The following is a 16,848-nucleotide window of genomic DNA, read 5'->3' as shown; positions in this document are numbered from 1 at the left end:
ATGATTTGTCGTTATCGGGGATATGCGATCGGATTATGATTTGGAAGGATTGCGCGAGGGGCGACTTGGCACGAATACCGCCCGTAGGCGGTATTGGCCAAATCGCAGCCGAAGGCCCATTGAAGCAAGTCTGCTTATGAGCTGTGAGCTTCGGCTTTCCTCTCTCTTCTGCGGGGAAGATCGGGCATTTCGTTGACGGAGATGACCTCGTTCGTTTTCTTCTTCGGTTTATCCCAGTAGCGTTCGCTTCCGGGGAGATCGTCAAACCAAGCCGCATTGTCCGGACAATCGAGCACCATGAATTGTCCGTAGTGTCCATCGCGGGATTGATGGTATTTCAAATAAGCTTTCCCGTTGTCGATGGCGAGGATTTCGATTTTGCCGGACGTATGGCTCATTGAAAGGCGGACCCGCTTGCCAAGCCCGGAAGTGCGCGCTTTGGCCTTCTCCACGATATCGTATACTTTGGCCAGTGGCAGAACGAACTCGCTATTTCCTGCAACCGGACGGTTGACGAAGAAATAATATGGCGTAACGCCCGCCCACGATAGCTTATCGAGCAGTTCTCCTAGCACCTCAGGATCGTCGTTGATTCCTTTAAGCACGGGCGTTTGATTGACGACGATCGCTCCAGCGTCGTGCAACGCTTGAAATCCGCGGATCGCCTCCGGGGTTATTTCCCGTGGATGGTTAATATGGGCCATCACGTAGATTCTTTTATTCGCGTCCGAGAACTCCCGGATCGTGTCCAACAATTCTTCGTCTTCGTAGATTCGCATCGGATTAAAGACAGGTATTTTCGAGCCTAGACGAATGATCTGGACATGCTCGATTTCCCTTAATCTATGCAAAATCGCACGCAGTTTAGGGGTGGCGAGAATGAGGCTGTCGCCTCCGGTAAGCAGCACGTTACTGATTTCCGGGTGATTCGCGATATATTGCAAGCCCGGTTCGACATCGGCAGTGGCTTCATTCACGTCGTTGCGGAATAACCGCTTGCGGAAACAATACCGACAATAGGCTCCGCACACTTCCGAGACGATCAGCAGCGCGGTCGACTTGTATTTATGCTGACAGCCTTTAACGACGTAGTTCGTATCTTCGTCCGAAGCGTCCCATCGCCCGTATTCTGCCAGCTCCCCTTCATTCGGGATAACCAGCTTGCGGATCGGATCGTTGGGATCGTTCCAGTCGATCAGATTCAGGTAGTAGTCGTTAACGCGAAAGACGAACTTGTCAGTGATCTTCTTCAGTTGCTCGCGTTGTTGCTCGGGGATGTGAGCGATTTTTCCGATATCGGTGATATACTTGGGTTGTGGCACTTCGCATTCCTCCTCAAGATATAATCATTCGAATTCGAGAACGAATCCGTTCCAAACCCCTTTCTCCCTCCTTTCCGAAAATAAAATAAAAAGCCCGAGCGCGCAGCAGACCATCCCTGCCGCGAACAAGGGCCTTAGAAAGCAAAAAAGACCCTCAACGGGTCAAAGAATGAGCAGTTTATCTGCACAAGACAATCCGACCCATCCATACGCTGACGAGGTTAGCTGTCGGACTCGGGATAGATGGTTCCCTACATTCGTGTAGAATGATTCGCCCCTGAAGAGTGGTTCCCCCGCTTTCCGGACGTTTCCGGAAACTAAGCTTATTTTTACTATAATTTAATCGATTTCCCGTGTCAACCTTGTGCGGCTCAAATCGCAACTTGGCATGTAGGCATTTTCCTTCGCTTTTCAAGTCGGTTAAAATAGAAAGACGAAGGAGGAAAATCCATGCAAAGCGCTCGCAATTTGTCGGACCGCATCCAGTGGCTGCTCGACCGAAAAGTGTTCCTGATCCTTGCCATCTTTTTGCTCATTAGTCTGAATATCTTCGTCTTGGACAAGATATCGTACGTTTTCCACCCATTTGTCGTCATTCTGGAAACGGTTTTCCTTCCTTTTCTGCTTACGGGAGTCGCCTTCTATTTGCTGAACCCGCTCGTGGATTACATGGAAAGCCGCAACGTGAAGCGAGTCTATTCCATCGTCGCTTTATATTTGCTTATTATTACGATTCTGACGCTAATCTTTATGAAGGTCATTCCGCTACTTAGCGAGCAGATCACGAGCCTGATCGTCCAGTTTCCCGTTTATAGCCAAGATGCGCAGACCAAGTTCGAAGAACTCGTCGGCAACGAGTACTTCAATCAAGTGCAGGACTTGCTCGGGATCGACACGTCCAAACTCGTCGACGATTTCTCGTCGCGCGCGTCCGCGCTATTGAGCAACGCCTGGTCTGGTATCGGCGGCATCGTCGGCCGAATTACGGAAACGGTGCTGGCAATCATTACGGTTCCCTTTATCTTGTTCTATCTGCTCAAGGACCGTAAAAAACTGACTCCCTTCGTGCTCGGCTTCGTTCCGACCAAGCTAAGGGACCGCTCGTTCCGCGTGATGATGGAAATGAACCATCAGATCAGCTCCTACATCCGCGGACAGATCGTCATCAGTTGCTGCATCGGAGTTCTTCTCTATATCGGATATCTCATTATTGGGCTCGATTACTCTCTCGTTCTTGCGGTAATCGCAGCTTGCACGAGCATCGTTCCTTACCTCGGACCGGCGATTGCTATCACGCCCGCGTTGATCGTCGCCATGATGACGTCTCCGGTTATGCTGGTCAAAATGATCATCATCTGGACGATCGTGCAGTTGATCGAGGGAAAATTCATCTCGCCGCAAATTATGGGCAAGACGATGCGCGTTCACCCGATTACGATCATCTTCGTCATCATCACCGCCGGCAACTTGTTCGGATTGATCGGCATTATTCTGGCCGTGCCCGGATATGCCATTCTGAAGGTCATCACGACGCATCTATTCCGTTGGTTCAAGCAGCGGACAGGCTTATATGATGAACCTGTGGCCGAATCCGCGGCTACGGAATAGTGCTCTAGGAGACCGTTAGAGTGCCCGTGGTCGGGGTTTTGGCGGCTGTTACGGTCTGCTAGACCGTTAGAGTGTCTGTGATCGGGGTTTTGGCGGCTGTTACGTTCTGCTAGACCGTTAGAGTACCCGTGGTAGGGGATTTGGCGGCTGTTACGGTCTGCTAGACCGTTAGAGTACCCGTGGTAGGGGTTTTGGCGGCTGTTACGGTCTGGCAGACCGTTAGAGTGTCTGTGGTCGGGGTTTTGGCGGCTGTTACGGTCTGCTAGATCGTTTGAGTGCCTGAGAGAAGAACTGCGGCGGAAGCAGCACCAAATAAACGAAAGATGCTGTTGCTAAGTTAGTTAACAGTGGTATTATCAATACGCACGAGGTGATTTTGAGGAATGTCTTCCTCCAAGTCCATTGGCAGGTAAAGTTGGTCCATGGTATATTGAATATACAAAGAAACCGCTCCTTTAGTTAAATGGTTGCTCGTCACTTCCATTTTACCAAATAACGGTTTCTTTTGTGTTATGATGTGGATTTTGACGAATTGACGATGATTAAAAAGGGGCATGTGTCTCTTGAAGGAGCGAAGCGTTTGCCTCTTGTGGGCGTGAAAACGCCTTGCAACGAGTTTACCAATTCAGATTTTCACGGCGGCAACCCGGGGTCCCCGCAAAGTAATGGAATAAGCTGCAAAGCTTTTCTTCACTTTGTGGGGTGGAGCAGCAACCGTAAAGAGACACATCCCCACAAAATATTAATCGACAAGTAGTATGATGAGGGTGTCCCCTAGTCAATGGTTTTGGGACACCCTCTTTTCGTTACGCATGCTGATATTGCGCTTGATGCAACCGGCTATAGATACCGCCGGAAGAGACTAGGTCCTGGTGTCGGCCTTGTTCCGCGATGCCGCTCTCGTCGACGACGATGATGCGATCCGCATTCTTGATGGTTGCCAGCCTGTGGGCGATGACGAGCGTCGTCCGCCCGACCGCAAGCTCGGACAGCGATTGCTGGATAGCCGCTTCGGTCGCTGTATCGAGCGCCGAAGTCGCCTCGTCCAGAATGAGGATCGGTGGATTTTTCAGGAACATTCTCGCGATCGCCATCCGCTGTTTCTGGCCGCCGGACAGCTTCACGCCGCGTTCCCCGATCACCGTGTCCATCCCATTCGGCATCTGGTTAATCGTCTCTTCGAGAGATGCCCGTCTAGCAGCTTCCCAGATCTGCTCGTCGGTCGCCTTAAGGTCCCCGTATGCGATATTCTCCCGAATCGTTCCCGCGAAGAGAAACACGTCTTGCTGTACGATGCCGATGTTCTTGCGCAGCGACTTAAGCGTCATATCCCTGATATCTATACCATCTACTGTAATCTTACCATCGTTAACGTCATAGAACCTAGGCAGAAGGCTGCAGATCGTCGTTTTCCCGGCGCCAGACGGGCCGACGAATGCGATGGTCTCACCCGCGTGAATCGACAGATCAATTCCCTTTAGAATGCTCCTCCCCGGCTCGTAGCCGAAAGTCACATTGTCGAAGCGGATATCTCCCTGCAGCGACTCGACCTCCACAGCGTCCTTGGCATCGGCGATATCCGGTTCGGTGTCGATAATCTCCGTATATCTCTTAAACCCGGCAATGCCTTTCGGATAACTCTCGATGACGGCGTTAATCTTCTCAATCGGACGGAAAAAGATGTTCGATAGCAGCAGGAACGCCATGAATTCACCGAGCTCTATTTTCCCCGCAATGAAAAACCAGGCCCCGCACACCATGACGAAGATCGTAATGAGCCGCATCAGCATATAGTTGACGGAGATGCTCTTGGCCATCGTCTTGTAAGCCAGCAGCTTCGTCTCGCGGAAATTTCGATTATCCACGGCAAACAGCTTCTTCTCGTGCTCTTCGTTCGCGAACGATTGCACGACGCGGATACCGCCGACATTCTCTTCGATCCGCGCGTTGAAGTTGCCGACGTTACCGAATAGACGGCGATACGTATCCGTCATTTTTCCGCCGAACACGATGATCAGCCACGCCATGATCGGGATGATGATAAAAGTGAGCAATGCCAGCTCCAAATTGATGTAAGCCATCAGCGTAAAAGAACCCGCGAGAGTCATGACGGCGATAAATACGTCCTCCGGCCCGTGGTGGGCCAGCTCTCCGATATCGTTCAAATCGTTCGTGACCCTTCCGACCAGATGCCCTGTCTTATTATTGTCGAAAAACCGGAACGACAGCTTCTGGATATGATCGAACATTTTGCGCCGCATGTCTGTCTCGATATTGATGCCGAGCATATGTCCCCAGTAGGTGACGATGTAGTTCAATACGGTATTCAGCGCGTAAACGCCGAGCAATCCGATACAGGCCAGCACGATCATGCGCCAGTTGCCGCTCGGCAACAGATCGTCAATGAACTTGCTGATCGCCAGCGGAAACGCCAGCTCGAGCAAGCCGGCGATGATCGCGCAGCCGAAGTCGAGCAGAAACAAATTTCTATAAGGACGGTAATACGAGAAAAATCGTCGAAGCATTTCTATGTTTTCCCCTCTCTTACGCCTCTGCATTGTCTAATCTTCTCTTCTGTGTTGATCAACCTCTTGGAGATCGAACAGAAGGATATATTCTTCGATCACGTGTTCTAGCGCCTTCAACTCGCCGGATATGACCGGCTTGATCGCTTCGAATTCAGGTTCGCCCAGTTGCCTCGCCAACGTCGCACGCCTGCCCTGCAATTGCTCAAGGAAAGCCAGGACACGCGCTCTTCTGAATGTCTGGGCGCCGTGCGCCCCGTGATGCGATCCGCAATGCTCCCTGCCTTCTCTTCCAGACCTGCCTTCGGTCCTATGCCTGCCTCCGCCTCGATCATGTTCGTCCCTCATATTACACCTCATCCATGTATACATTCGTATACATTCCTTGTATACAAATGTATACAAGGAAGCAACCCCTGTCAAATAAAAAAAGGCGGTCGGCATAAGCCAACCAACCCTATACTCCGAGTATAAAACAAGATGGTTTCGGGATTCAGCCGACGTCGTATCCTTGGTCTTCGATCGCTTCCTTAATCGATTCGAGGGAAACTTTGCCATCATCGTAAACAATCGCGACAGTACCTTTCGCCAAATCCACCTGCGCGTCGGCTCCAAATCTCCTGACCGCTCCTTCGACCGCGTTGACGCAATGGCCGCAAGACATTCCTTGAACCTTTAACGTGACGTTCGACATTCCCTTTCCCTCCTCGACGCTTCCAAATCTTCCGCCGTAGCGGATAACTAGCTATATTGTATCCGACGTCCTCTGTCTTCGCAATGATCGTCGGATTGCGCTTCAAAACCTAATTAGCGCAGCGGAAGCCGAATCTCCACGCAGGTCCCTTCTCCAAGCTTGCTGCTGATGTTCATAACTCCTTTATGGTTGGCGATAATCCGCTGGCTGACCATAAGACCTAATCCGTTGCCGGAAGGTTTGCTCGTAAAGAAAGGTTCTCCCAACCTCGGAAGCTCGTCCGCGGCGATGCCGCGGCCTTGGTCGATGACACGAATCACAACTACCGATGCCTCCGAATCGTGCCGCAATTCGATCGTTATCGTTCCGCTGATATCCTGCATCGCTTCCAGAGCATTCTTAATGATGTTGATGAATACCTGTTTCATCTGGTTCGCATCGCAATCAAGCAACGGCAGGTCTTTGTCGAAATGAGTCACGAAAGACACGTTCAAAAGGCGTGCTTGAGAATATAGCAACGCGATCATGTCCTGCAGCAGATTGTCTAAATTCGTCGGCTGCGGCTTTCCGGCTTGAGGTTTAGCAAGAACGAGGAATTCGCCTACGATCAAGTTGATCCGATCGAGCTCCGACAGCATGATCTCTATAAAAGGCTCGGATAATGATCCTTGTTTTTGCGATAGCTGTACGAAGCCCCTTAAAGTCGTCAGCGGATTGCGGATCTCGTGTGCGACACCCGCCGCCAGTTGCCCGATTACGGACAACTTCTCGGTGCGGCGAATCGCCTCCTCCGCCTGCTTGCGGGCGGTAATGTTGCGGGAGATTTCCGCGATCGCCATAACTTTCTCGTTCTCGTCCCTAATCGGCGATACCGTGATGCTGACGTCAATAAGGGACCCGTCTTTACGAACGCGTACGGTTTCATAATCCGTAACCGATTCTCCCCGCTCGATGCGACGGCGTATTTCTTCATATTCGGACCGCAGATGATCGGGAATCTTATCCAGCTTCCGGTTTAACGCTTCCTCTACCCGCCAGCCGTACATCGTTTCGAAGGCATTGTTCGCTTGGATAACCGTTCCCTCAAGGTCCGTAACATGAATGGCATCCGACGTTTGATTGACGAATGATTCTAAATATTCCTTCGTGCTTCTAAGCTCCTCTGCCGAATCCCGCAGCCTGCTCATATAGTTCTGAAGATTATCCGCCATAGCGTTCACGCGCGAAGACAGCCATCCCAGTTCGTCCTTGCTGCGTACGACGATCTTACTGTCGAATCGTCCCTTCGCGATTCCGTTGACGTTGTCCAGAATGTGACGCAACGGTCTGATTAGAACTCCCGCGATCACGTAACTGGCCATCCAAGCGATCAAGATCAAAGTGAGCGAGATTGAAGAATGCAGTATTAATTGCCGATTAAGCGCCTCTTTCACCACCGCATAATCGAATACGACTCCAACCACATAAGGAGCCTCGTCATTGAGAGGAATAAAGCTCTTGATGATACTGGTCCCTTGTAATCGAGCTTTGGAGGTCATCACCTGGCCCGTCTCGTTCGCACGGTTGACCAGAGCTCTGTCGTTCTCTTCATCCGGATACGTATTTTCCCCGAAAGGAACGCCGCGGACGTCCAGATTGTAAACGGCTTTGCCTTTCTTCATTTTGATGATGGGCGGTTTGCCAAAAAACTCCGGATCGAAACCGGCGATACCGAGGATATCAGAGTTATCCTTCATTAAGCTGCGAACGAGCGCAGCCGTTCCGACCTTGCTCTCATAATTAAGGAACGCTTCCGCACTTATGTACGGGTTAATGATGTAATCGGTCGAACCGTCGTAATAATATCCCCACTTGTTCACGTGATCGGGATCTGAGGACGCGTATTGAGCGGGGCCCGACCAATAGTTAGGCAGCTTTTGCCCTTGCGGAATCGAGACATAACGTTCGTTGAGCAGTTGGTTAAATGCCGTAAACCAGTAATCCATCGTGCTCGACCCCATATTAAGCTCGTTCGGGTCGGATGATTTGAGCACGACGATATCGTTATCCGTTCTTTTCCATAGAGAAATATGATCGACGCCAAACTTTCGGCTAAGTTCGACCAATTGTTCGTTGCTCACCCGATCGATACTTGGATCAAGTTCTTTCAATGCGGAAACCGCGACCGTTCGAAGCCTTTCTCCGATCATATTCTCCAGAAACGCCTTGGACTTCTCAGCCGTTCCCAAGCTTGTTCCGATGTGCCTGGCGATCGTAATCATCTCTTGGTTGAGGTTCTCCTCAAGCTTGTTTTTGGAAGAAAAGTAAAATATCGAAATGTTGAGCGTCAGGATAATCGTCACGATGACTGATATTAGCAGCGAAAGCTTGGCTTTGATAGACATGACCTTGCCTCCGGTGTCTAGGTTGATATGTATAAATTTTGACGTCCTACGACAAATTCCTCTTTATTTCTACAAGAATTATATGATTCTTATGACATTTGTCATATGTATGTACTGACACTTGTGACTAACGGCCGCCCCTGAGCATGACATACAATGAGATTATGACTTGAATTCCAAAGGGGGAACTCCGACCGATGAATACCGCCCAACTGAAAAAAGATGTTTCTCCTTACGAAAAATCGAATGTGATAACGAGCGTTTTGCAGCTGCTAAATACAATTCCGCCTTTTATACTCCTGTGGGCTGCGGCTTATCTTAGCTTGTCCGTCTCCTACTGGCTGGCACTGCCGTTCATCTTAGCCGCGGCAGGATTCGTGATCCGAACTTTTATCATTTTTCACGACTGCTGCCATCAATCCTTTTTCAAAAGTCGCAGAGCGAATGAAATCGTTGGAACGATAACCGGAATTCTGACTTTGTTTCCTTATCATCAATGGAAACATAGCCATTCCATTCATCATTCCACGAGCAGCAACCTGGACAAACGAGGCGTCGGGGATATGTGGCTGTTAACAGTAGACGAATATATTGCGGCTTCCCGATGGAAAAGATTGTACTACCGGATATACCGCAACCCTCTTGTCATGTTCGGGATCGGCCCTTTCGCCATTTTCCTCATCGAATACCGATTCAACAGGAAAGGCGCCAGGTCAGCCGAGCGGCGCAATACTTGGATCACGAACGTCGGAATTGCCGTTCTTTACGGCACGCTGATCTGGATGATCGGATGGAAGGATTTCCTTCTCGTTCAAGCGCCGGTATTCTGGATTTCCGGGATTGCAGGCATCTGGCTGTTCTACGTTCAACATCAATTCGAAGATTCCTACTTCGAGAACGAAGAAGAATGGAGTTACGTTAAAGCCGCCGTGGAAGGCAGTTCCTACTACAAGCTTCCGAGACTATTGCAATGGATGACAGGCAATATCGGGTTCCATCATGTTCATCATTTGAGTCCGAGGGTACCTAACTACTTGCTCGAAAAAGCGCATGAGTCCGTAACTCCTCTGCAGCGCGCGACGACAATCACGCTCTCGACAAGCTTCGGCGCGCTTCGCTTCAAATTATGGGACGAGCAAAACCGAACTTTCGTAACTTTTGGACACATCAAAGGACTTATCGCCCAATCGAAGACGGCCAAGATCGAAGCTAAGACGCGGAAAAAGGATGAAGTCGCCTAACTCTCCTTAACCGGCAACATTGTGCTAAAATAGGCTACAAGATACCTTGTAGGAGCATGATCATGTACAAAAGGCTAAAAAAAGTCCAGCTTTTCCCGAAAACAAACGGTATCAGCCCTTATGTCTGGCTCATGTTTTACATTTTGCCGTTTTACTTTATTTTCCGTTCTTCGTCGAATATTGAGGTCGTTACCGGCATCCTGATGATTATTCTGTTCTTCTTCTGCTACCGGCTTACCTTGAACGCCAAAGGTTGGCCGGTTTATGTTGGAACGAGCGTCCAGATTTTGATCTCCATCGCGATGACGCTTTTGTTCAGTTACGCTTATTTCGCTTTTTTCCTGGCTTTCTTCATAGGCAATATCCAGAACAAGGCCGGATTTATTACGCTCTACACGGTTCATATCGTAAGCAGCTTTATCGCCGTGAATCTGGGGTTTATTTTGCAAGATAAGTTTTTTATTACGCAAACCCCGTTTATCCTGATCAGCCTTCTCGCCGTCATCCTGCTGCCTCTCGGAAGCTATAATCGCAATAAACAAGGAGTGCTTCAGGAGCAGCTTAAAGACGCCAATATGCGAATTTCCGAGTTGGTCAAACTCGAGGAGCGTCAACGCATCGCCCGCGATCTTCACGATACGTTAGGTCAGAAGCTGTCGCTCATCGGGCTGAAGAGCGATCTGGCGAACAAGCTAGTTACCAAGAACCCGGATCGCGCCCGCTCGGAGATCAAAGACGTCCAGTCGACGGCCAGAGCCGCATTGCAGGAAATCCGGATGCTCGTCTCGCAAATGCGGGGTACGAGGCTGGAAGACGAGATTCTGCGCATTAAACAAATACTCAAAGCCGCGCAGATCGAATACGAGATGAAAGATACCCCGATGCTGGCAGGCGTCTCTCTCTTGACCGAAAACGTGCTCAGCATGATCTTGAAAGAGGCCGTTAACAACGTGGTGAAACACAGCGGCGCCACCCTCTGTTCTTTAACGATAAAACAGACGGAGACCGAAGTGATTATGGAAGTTCAGGATAACGGAACGAGCCGTCCTGAACAATTGAATTTCAGACAAGGGCACGGATTGCAAGGCATGAAAGAACGTCTGGAATTCGTCAACGGCACGCTGGAGATTTCCTTGCGTGAAGGCACCAAGCTCATCGCGCGCATTCCGCACATCGTAAAGCTCCCAAAGGAGGATTAAATCATGATCCGCATCGTGATCGCCGAAGACCAAAGAATGCTGCTCGGAGCGCTTGGCTCCCTGCTCGATCTGGAAGATGACATGAAAGTCGTAGGTAAAGCTTCGGACGGCGCGCAAGCGGTCGAACTCGTCCGGATGCTAAAACCGGATATTTGCGTTATGGATATCGAAATGCCGGGCAAAAGCGGCCTCGAAGCCGCCGAAGAACTCAAGGATCTTTCATGCAAAGTCATTATACTGACCACGTTCGCGCGCACGGGGTATTTCGAACGCGCGATTAAAGCCGGCGTAGGCGGTTACTTGCTCAAGGACAGTCCGAGCGAAGAACTGGCGAGCACGATCCGCAGCGTGCTTGCAGGACGCCGCGTATATGCACCTGAATTGGTCGACGACGCTTATCGCGAAGAGAACGATAACCCGCTGACAGACCGGGAGAAAGAAGTACTCGGCTTGATCGCCGACGGAAAGAATACGAAGGAAATCGCTACGGAACTTTATTTGACGACCGGAACGATCCGCAATTACATCTCAATTATTCTCGATAAGCTCAACGTCAGCAATCGAGTCGAAGCGATCAAACGTTTTAACGAGAAAGGTTGGTTTAAATAACGTTCAGCTTTCTGAAGTCTTTCTTCATAATGTTCTTTACGAGTTTCGGCCATTGGGAATTCGCAGGACAGTATTTCCCGGCGATTTTCTCGATTGTCGTATATCCTTTATCCACGTAGTTGTTCGAAAGAAGCTGACCGAACTTTCGCACGCTGTCCCCTTTCGTTTCAAAGCTGTATGCCTTATCGTGAGGGTTCGCGCCCGAAGCGTTTAACCCGAACAGATTATTTTTCTTCTTGGCCAATGTACTGCTGCCGTTGCCGCTCTCCAGCTTCATGACGGCAATCGTGAACAAGGCGTTGATTCCGTAATCCTCTTCCACTTCCAATACCGTTTTTTCCAAACCGTGACCCGCGAGCGCAGTCCCTTCGAATATGACCGCGATATTTTCCTCCGACAGCCCTGATAACGTCTCGACCGTCGATGTAGGCTGCACGGGCTCTGCGGGTTTGTCCGAACCTTCCTCGGCTTTTCTCTCCTCCTCGTCTTCCTTGCCCCCCTGAATCGGATCTGCTTGATTGGCTCCTTCGCCGGGAACGGCTTGCACATCGACTAATTTGGCATAATCTCCGTGCACGTAACCGCCGCCCTTAATCCTCAACCAACCGTTATCTGTCTTGGCTACGATCTCCAATCGGGTACCTTTCTCGACGACGTTAATGATTTTGGATTTCGGGTAACCGTTCGCTCTTACGTTAAGATAATAGGCGGTCACTTCGTATGTTTGAATCGGTTTTGCCGATACGGATGACGAGATATGTACTTCGGTTTCTTTGTTTTTCGGGATGTCTACGGTCTGCGAAACACTTGAGATCGGCACTGCCGGAATCGGGGGTGGTGACGCGGGATCTTGAGGGACTTGGTCCGTATGAAGATCTTTGGGCTGGATCGATAAAGCTTCGGTTAGGGACGAATAAAGGGTCCCGAGAGACCATATGAGCGCTGTCGCTAATAGGCAAATCATTAGATTCCGAATCGTTATCCTACGCATTCGACTACACCTCTTTCATCAATTTGGTGAAGGCTATTCGTGGTTAATGGCTTGATTGTACATATATGCGAGTAAAAAGCTTGTCATTCTATATGCGAATAAAAAATGTTAATTTGTCGGATTAAGATTTTTTCATTTTCCATCATCGGTTGACCGTATGAGGATATCCTTCCCCTTCATTTCACGCTACATATAAATCAGGGATCGGAGCATATTAACTTCGTTACAAAACTTTGCCAACTATTTAGGTGATCTTGAATTGACCGTGAAAGGGAAAATCAATTTTTTTCAGGCTTGCACGATTCTGATGCTGATGAACGGGCTGACCAACCACGTTACCGTAAATCCGATGCTGCTTGATGCGGCCGGCAGGGATGCTTGGATTTCGGTGATTGCCACGGCCGTATTGTTCATCCCTTGGTGCTTGCTGCTTGCCATGTTCATGAACCGGTCCGGCCAGCAAGAATTAAGACCTTGGCTTGCTGAACGGACTCATCCGATCTTTGCCTGGCTGCTCACTCTTCCGATATGCGCGAACTTTTATTTAATCGGGGCAATGACGGTCGTCCATACTTCGAGTTGGACGATTACCAACTACTTGCCCAACACTCCGAAGTTCGTTCTGGCTTTGGTGCTAACCGTCTTTTGCTCGCTCTACGCCCTCTGGGGCCTTCGCGTCATCGCGATCATGTCGGGCATACTTCTGCCGCTCGTGATCGTTCTCGGGATATTCGTCAGCGTTTCGAATTATCCCGAGAAAAATTTCAATCTTCTCAAGCCTTATATGGAACACGGCTTGTCTCCCATTCTGGAAGGGATGGTCTACGCCGGTGGGGGATTCGTCGAGCTGATCGCCCTGATTGCGATGCAACATCGACTGAAGTCGAAGGTCCGCCCGTGGGGGATCGCGATTTATGGGATCATTATGATCTATATCATGCTCGGACCGCTTATAGGTGCCATTACGGAGTTCGGTCCCGCGGAAGCGGCCAAACAGATGGTGTCTCCGTACGAACAGTGGCGTCTCGTTAAATTGGGCTCATATGTCGAACACGTCGATTTTTTCTCCATATACCAGTGGCAGGCGGGAGCTTGCGTCCGGATTGGCGTTTCCATCTTTCTGTTTCTGGAAATGCTGCCTATCCGAGAGGTCGGGTTAAGAAAAAAGCTGATCATGCTCGTCGCCTTGAGCTACGTGATGCTAGCGTTATTTCCGATGAACGAATACAGCTTCTATCTATGGATGTACCATTACTATTTCCCGATCTCCCTGACTGTCCTCTTGACGTTTTCGCTCGCTTGGATCGCGATATCGTTATTCTCCAAACGGCCAAAGGAGGCGCAACATGACCGAGCAAACGCAAGCAGGCAAGGAACCTTGGAATGAATCCAGACTACGCGCCTTGTTCGCGAATTCCTCGGACGTGCAGCTGCAACCGTGCAAATTCGACGATCAAAAAAGCTCCGAAGTCGTACTGGTGTTCGCGGAAGGGATGTGCGACTCCGTTCAGATCGGTCAGGTCGTACTTCCTGAATTGGGCCGGTTTTTCCGCCAGAATGGCGGTTTTAAGCTCGAATCCGGCATGATTACGGGGACTCTTCCGCTCATTCCGATAAGCGAGACCGAAGATGCCGAAGTAATTGCCGAGTATTTGTTTCAAGGCGACCTGCTCATGCTGTTCTCCGCGAGCGGACGCCTGTTCAAGATGAATATTTGCAATCGTCCGCAGCGAACGCCGGAGGAATCCAATACCGAAATATCTATTAAAGGGCCGAAGGACGGATTCACGGAGGATCTCGTCGTAAACGTCGGGCTTATCCGCAAGCGGATTCGCAGCTCGACACTCAATTACGAAGCCTTCACGCTCGGCCGCAGAACGAAAACGAAAGTCGGTTTGCTGTACTTCGAAGACATTCTATCTCCCAAAATCCTGGAAGAAGTGCGCAAGAGGTTGAAGAAGATCGACCTGGATGGCATCTACAGCATCAATCAGTTGGAAGAAATGTTGGCGGATAACAAATATACGGTTTTTCCCGTCTTCGATACGAGCGGCCGCCCGGACTTCATCGTCTCCAGCCTGCTTGCAGGCAGGTTTATCCTGATCGTGGATGGCATCCCGATGGTGCTGATCGGCCCGGCTACGTTATCCTTGATTATGAAATCGCCCGAGGACGTTCATTTCAACTACACTTACGTATCCTTCGCTCGAATCATCCGGTATGTCAGTCTTTTTCTGTCCATAACGCTTCCGGGCATATGGGTCTCGCTTGTCGCCTTTCATCAGGATCAGATTCCGTTCCGTTTGATGGCGACGATCGCCGGGGCGCGCCTTGGCCTTCCCTTGTCCGCGCAGATGGAATTGCTCATTCTTCTGTTGCTGCTCGAGATTTTCCGCGAGGCTGGCGTCCGGCTGCCGAGCACCATCGGTCAGACGCTGACGGTCGTCGGCGGCTTGATCATCGGAGACGCGTCTATCCGCGCCGGCCTCGTCTCGCCTTCCGTCGTCGTAGTTGGGGCGATTACCGCGGTTACATCTGTCACGCTGGTCAACCAGTCTTTAAGCACCGTCATCAGCCTGATCCGGCTCGCCATCTTTGTCGTATCGTCTTTTTTGGGGATGTTCGGGCTTATTCTCAGCTTAGTTTTGCTCATCGGGTATTTGGCCAGGCTGCACTCCTTCGGCGTTTCTTACCTTGCCCCTCTGTCCCCTCTTAATGTTAAGGATCTCGCAGTTTCTTACCTGCGAGTGCCTTGGGACCGAATCCGATCTCGTCCCGGAACCATCGACCCGGTGGACCCCGACCATCAGGAAGGGCAGTCGCCATGATACGTCTCGCCTATTCTTTGTTCGGTTTGCTGCTGCTTCTCCTCTTATCCGGATGCTGGAACTCCAAGGACATTCAGAATATGGACTACGCCACCGCGGTCGGTATCGATTACTTGAACGGCCAATATATTACGTATATTCAATTGCTGAACTTCGCCAACGTCGGGCGGAACGAGAATGTGGAGATCGGCAAGAACGTTCCGATCTGGGTCGGCAAAGGCGTAGGCAGGACGATTAGCGAATCGTTGACCTCGATTTACGCCACTTCGCAAATGCGAATATTCTGGGGACATGTAAAAGCAGTCGTTTTCTCGGAGAGCGTACTCAAAAAAGGGATCGAAGATGCTTACAACTCGTTTTACCGGTTCGGGGAAGTCCGCTATAACATTTACGTATATGGTACGAAAGAGAATCTGCACGACATTTTTATCCAAAAATCGGTGTTTAACCTGTCTCCGCTCGATACAATCATGATTTCGCCCGAGGAGACTTATTCGCAACGCTCGTTTATCGTACCGCTGAAGGGCAATCGAATCATCGCACAGATTTCGGAGCCTGGCGAGCCCGCCATTATGCCGTCGATTTCGATCGCGAAGGACGTTTGGAGCGAAGAAAAAAAAGGCAAATCCATGCTCAAGATCAACGGCGCGTTTTTCTTCAAAGGGCAGAAAATGGCGGCCTGGCTATCCGAGCAAGAATTGTCCGGAACACGGTGGACGCAGAGACAGTTGCGGCGATCGCTCGTTCAAATCCCCTCGGGAGGCCCCGTGGTCGCGAACCTTGTCTTGATTAACCCCCAATATGATGTAAAATCCGATGTGAAAGACGGCAAAGCCGTATTCGATATCCGCTTGAAACTTGACGCCACTCTCGACGAATTGTTGAAGAACGTCCCGATCCGCTTTTTAGAAGAACAGGCTGAGAACCACGTGCGGGACGAGATTATGGAGAGCTTCCGCATGGGTTTAAACAAACAAGTCGATGTTCTGAAGCTTGAAGAGACGCTGTATCGCAATCATCCCCGCAAGTGGCATGCTTTGCGCGACAACCAACCTTTTATTCTAAATGGCGCTTCTATTCGAAGTATCACCGTGAAAGTTCATTTAAGGAACACAGGCAAATACAAAGGCAGAGTAGGATAAACGTAAGGGAAAGGATGATCTCGGCGCTGCGAGAGTTGTGCAAATTTTCGAGTAACTCCCCTGGATTGACCCAGTGCAGGCGCGAGTTGTTCGATTTTTTCGAGCAACTCCCCCGGTTTGCCCCACTGTGGTGTGAGTTGTTCGATTTTTTCGAGTTACTCTCCCGGATTGGCCCAGTGCAGAGTAGAGTCCATATAATTGTGTAAAATGGCTGTTGGTAAACATTAAATAAAGCCATGTTGAAAGTTCTCTCTTAGAATGAGGTTGTCGAGACAACATTCATCGGAGGAATATCAACATGACTC

13 protein-coding genes and 1 riboswitch are annotated in these 16,848 nt (G+C 50.1%); of the genes, 7 read left to right on the top strand and 6 right to left on the bottom strand.

Features of this window, described 5'->3' with window-relative positions; genetic code table 11:
* Positions 1-134: 134 nt before the first annotated feature.
* A complete protein-coding gene (locus tag FPZ45_RS05680; RefSeq protein ID WP_144699331.1) occupies positions 135-1,322 on the bottom strand; it encodes a KamA family radical SAM protein in 1,188 nt (395 codons plus the stop codon).
* A 195-nt stretch (positions 1,323-1,517) separates the two neighbouring features.
* Positions 1,518-1,656, bottom strand: a riboswitch (cyclic di-AMP (ydaO/yuaA leader).
* Positions 1,657-1,772: 116 nt separating this feature from the next.
* Here FPZ45_RS05680 and FPZ45_RS05675 point away from each other — a divergent pair.
* The gene (locus FPZ45_RS05675) at positions 1,773-2,930 is read left to right on the top strand and encodes an AI-2E family transporter (protein WP_144699329.1); all 1,158 of its coding nucleotides are present in this window, start codon (positions 1,773-1,775) and stop codon (positions 2,928-2,930) included.
* An 806-nt stretch (positions 2,931-3,736) separates the two neighbouring features.
* Here the strand turns inward: FPZ45_RS05675 and FPZ45_RS05670 are convergent.
* The 4 genes from FPZ45_RS05670 to FPZ45_RS05655 form a co-directional block, all read right to left on the bottom strand.
* Positions 3,737-5,455 (bottom strand): ABC transporter ATP-binding protein, encoded by a 1,719-nt coding sequence (locus FPZ45_RS05670; protein ID WP_144699327.1) that lies wholly within the window; start codon positions 5,453-5,455, stop codon positions 3,737-3,739.
* Positions 5,456-5,491: 36 nt separating this feature from the next.
* Positions 5,492-5,803 (bottom strand): hypothetical protein, encoded by a 312-nt coding sequence (locus tag FPZ45_RS05665; RefSeq protein ID WP_144699325.1) that lies wholly within the window; start codon positions 5,801-5,803, stop codon positions 5,492-5,494.
* Positions 5,804-5,948: 145 nt separating this feature from the next.
* A complete protein-coding gene (locus FPZ45_RS05660; protein WP_144699323.1) occupies positions 5,949-6,149 on the bottom strand; it encodes a copper ion binding protein in 201 nt (66 codons plus the stop codon).
* A gap of 113 nt (positions 6,150-6,262) precedes the next feature.
* Positions 6,263-8,533 (bottom strand): PAS domain S-box protein, encoded by a 2,271-nt coding sequence (locus tag FPZ45_RS05655; RefSeq protein WP_186438242.1) that lies wholly within the window; start codon positions 8,531-8,533, stop codon positions 6,263-6,265.
* 197 nt (positions 8,534-8,730) lie between these two features.
* On the opposite strand from FPZ45_RS05655, the gene desA reads away from it, so the two are divergent.
* The 3 genes from desA (at position 8,731) to FPZ45_RS05640 (ending at position 11,582) form a co-directional block, all read left to right on the top strand.
* Entirely contained in the window at positions 8,731-9,774 is a 1,044-nt protein-coding gene (gene desA / locus FPZ45_RS05650; RefSeq protein ID WP_144699321.1) for a Delta(5) desaturase DesA, read from the top strand.
* 62 nt (positions 9,775-9,836) lie between these two features.
* Positions 9,837-10,973: a sensor histidine kinase gene (locus tag FPZ45_RS05645; RefSeq protein WP_144699319.1), complete on the top strand. Its 1,137-nt coding sequence runs from the start codon at positions 9,837-9,839 to the stop codon at positions 10,971-10,973.
* Positions 10,974-10,976: 3 nt separating this feature from the next.
* A complete protein-coding gene (locus tag FPZ45_RS05640) occupies positions 10,977-11,582 on the top strand; it encodes a response regulator transcription factor (protein ID WP_144699317.1) in 606 nt (201 codons plus the stop codon).
* Here FPZ45_RS05640 and FPZ45_RS05635 read toward each other — a convergent pair.
* Entirely contained in the window at positions 11,575-12,573 is a 999-nt protein-coding gene (locus FPZ45_RS05635; protein ID WP_144699315.1) for a glucosaminidase domain-containing protein, read from the bottom strand. The two genes, FPZ45_RS05640 and FPZ45_RS05635, sit on opposite strands and share 8 nt — an antisense overlap.
* 265 nt (positions 12,574-12,838) lie before the next feature.
* Here FPZ45_RS05635 and FPZ45_RS05630 point away from each other — a divergent pair, with 265 nt between their 5' ends.
* From FPZ45_RS05630 to FPZ45_RS05620, 3 genes are read left to right on the top strand one after another with little or no spacing between them, the layout of a single operon-like run.
* Positions 12,839-13,960 carry an endospore germination permease gene (locus FPZ45_RS05630; protein ID WP_246120363.1) on the top strand — a complete coding sequence of 374 codons (1,122 nt, stop codon included), beginning with the start codon at positions 12,839-12,841 and terminating at the stop codon, positions 13,958-13,960.
* Positions 13,920-15,401 carry a spore germination protein gene (locus FPZ45_RS05625; RefSeq protein ID WP_144699313.1) on the top strand — a complete coding sequence of 494 codons (1,482 nt, stop codon included), beginning with the start codon at positions 13,920-13,922 and terminating at the stop codon, positions 15,399-15,401. Before FPZ45_RS05630 ends, FPZ45_RS05625 begins: the two co-directional genes overlap by 41 nt.
* Positions 15,398-16,543: a Ger(x)C family spore germination protein gene (locus FPZ45_RS05620; protein ID WP_144699311.1), complete on the top strand. Its 1,146-nt coding sequence runs from the start codon at positions 15,398-15,400 to the stop codon at positions 16,541-16,543. The genes FPZ45_RS05625 and FPZ45_RS05620 overlap by 4 nt, the downstream gene beginning before the upstream one ends.
* The last annotated feature ends 305 nt before the right edge of the window (positions 16,544-16,848 follow it).

The sequence above is a fragment of the Cohnella terricola genome (assembly GCF_007786475.1).
GTDB classification, from domain to species: domain Bacteria; phylum Bacillota; class Bacilli; order Paenibacillales; family Paenibacillaceae; genus Cohnella; species Cohnella terricola.
Note: the sequence above shows the minus strand (reverse complement) of the source record. Positions and strands in the feature narration are given on the sequence as shown.

What these genes read in the sequence shown, in the direction of transcription:
- FPZ45_RS05675 (WP_144699329.1), top strand. Translation starts at nt 1,773, where the DNA reads ATGCAAAGCGCTCGCAATTTGTCGGACCGCATCCAGTGGCTGCTCGAC.
- FPZ45_RS05670 (WP_144699327.1), bottom strand. Translation starts at nt 5,455, where the DNA reads ATGCTTCGACGATTTTTCTCGTATTACCGTCCTTATAGAAATTTGTTT.
- FPZ45_RS05665 (WP_144699325.1), bottom strand. Translation starts at nt 5,803, where the DNA reads ATGAGGGACGAACATGATCGAGGCGGAGGCAGGCATAGGACCGAAGGC.
- FPZ45_RS05660 (WP_144699323.1), bottom strand. Translation starts at nt 6,149, where the DNA reads ATGTCGAACGTCACGTTAAAGGTTCAAGGAATGTCTTGCGGCCATTGC.
- FPZ45_RS05655 (WP_186438242.1), bottom strand. Translation starts at nt 8,533, where the DNA reads ATGTCTATCAAAGCCAAGCTTTCGCTGCTAATATCAGTCATCGTGACG.
- desA (WP_144699321.1), top strand. Translation starts at nt 8,731, where the DNA reads ATGAATACCGCCCAACTGAAAAAAGATGTTTCTCCTTACGAAAAATCG.
- FPZ45_RS05645 (WP_144699319.1), top strand. Translation starts at nt 9,837, where the DNA reads ATGTACAAAAGGCTAAAAAAAGTCCAGCTTTTCCCGAAAACAAACGGT.
- FPZ45_RS05640 (WP_144699317.1), top strand. Translation starts at nt 10,977, where the DNA reads ATGATCCGCATCGTGATCGCCGAAGACCAAAGAATGCTGCTCGGAGCG.
- FPZ45_RS05635 (WP_144699315.1), bottom strand. Translation starts at nt 12,573, where the DNA reads ATGCGTAGGATAACGATTCGGAATCTAATGATTTGCCTATTAGCGACA.
- FPZ45_RS05625 (WP_144699313.1), top strand. Translation starts at nt 13,920, where the DNA reads ATGACCGAGCAAACGCAAGCAGGCAAGGAACCTTGGAATGAATCCAGA.
- FPZ45_RS05620 (WP_144699311.1), top strand. Translation starts at nt 15,398, where the DNA reads ATGATACGTCTCGCCTATTCTTTGTTCGGTTTGCTGCTGCTTCTCCTC.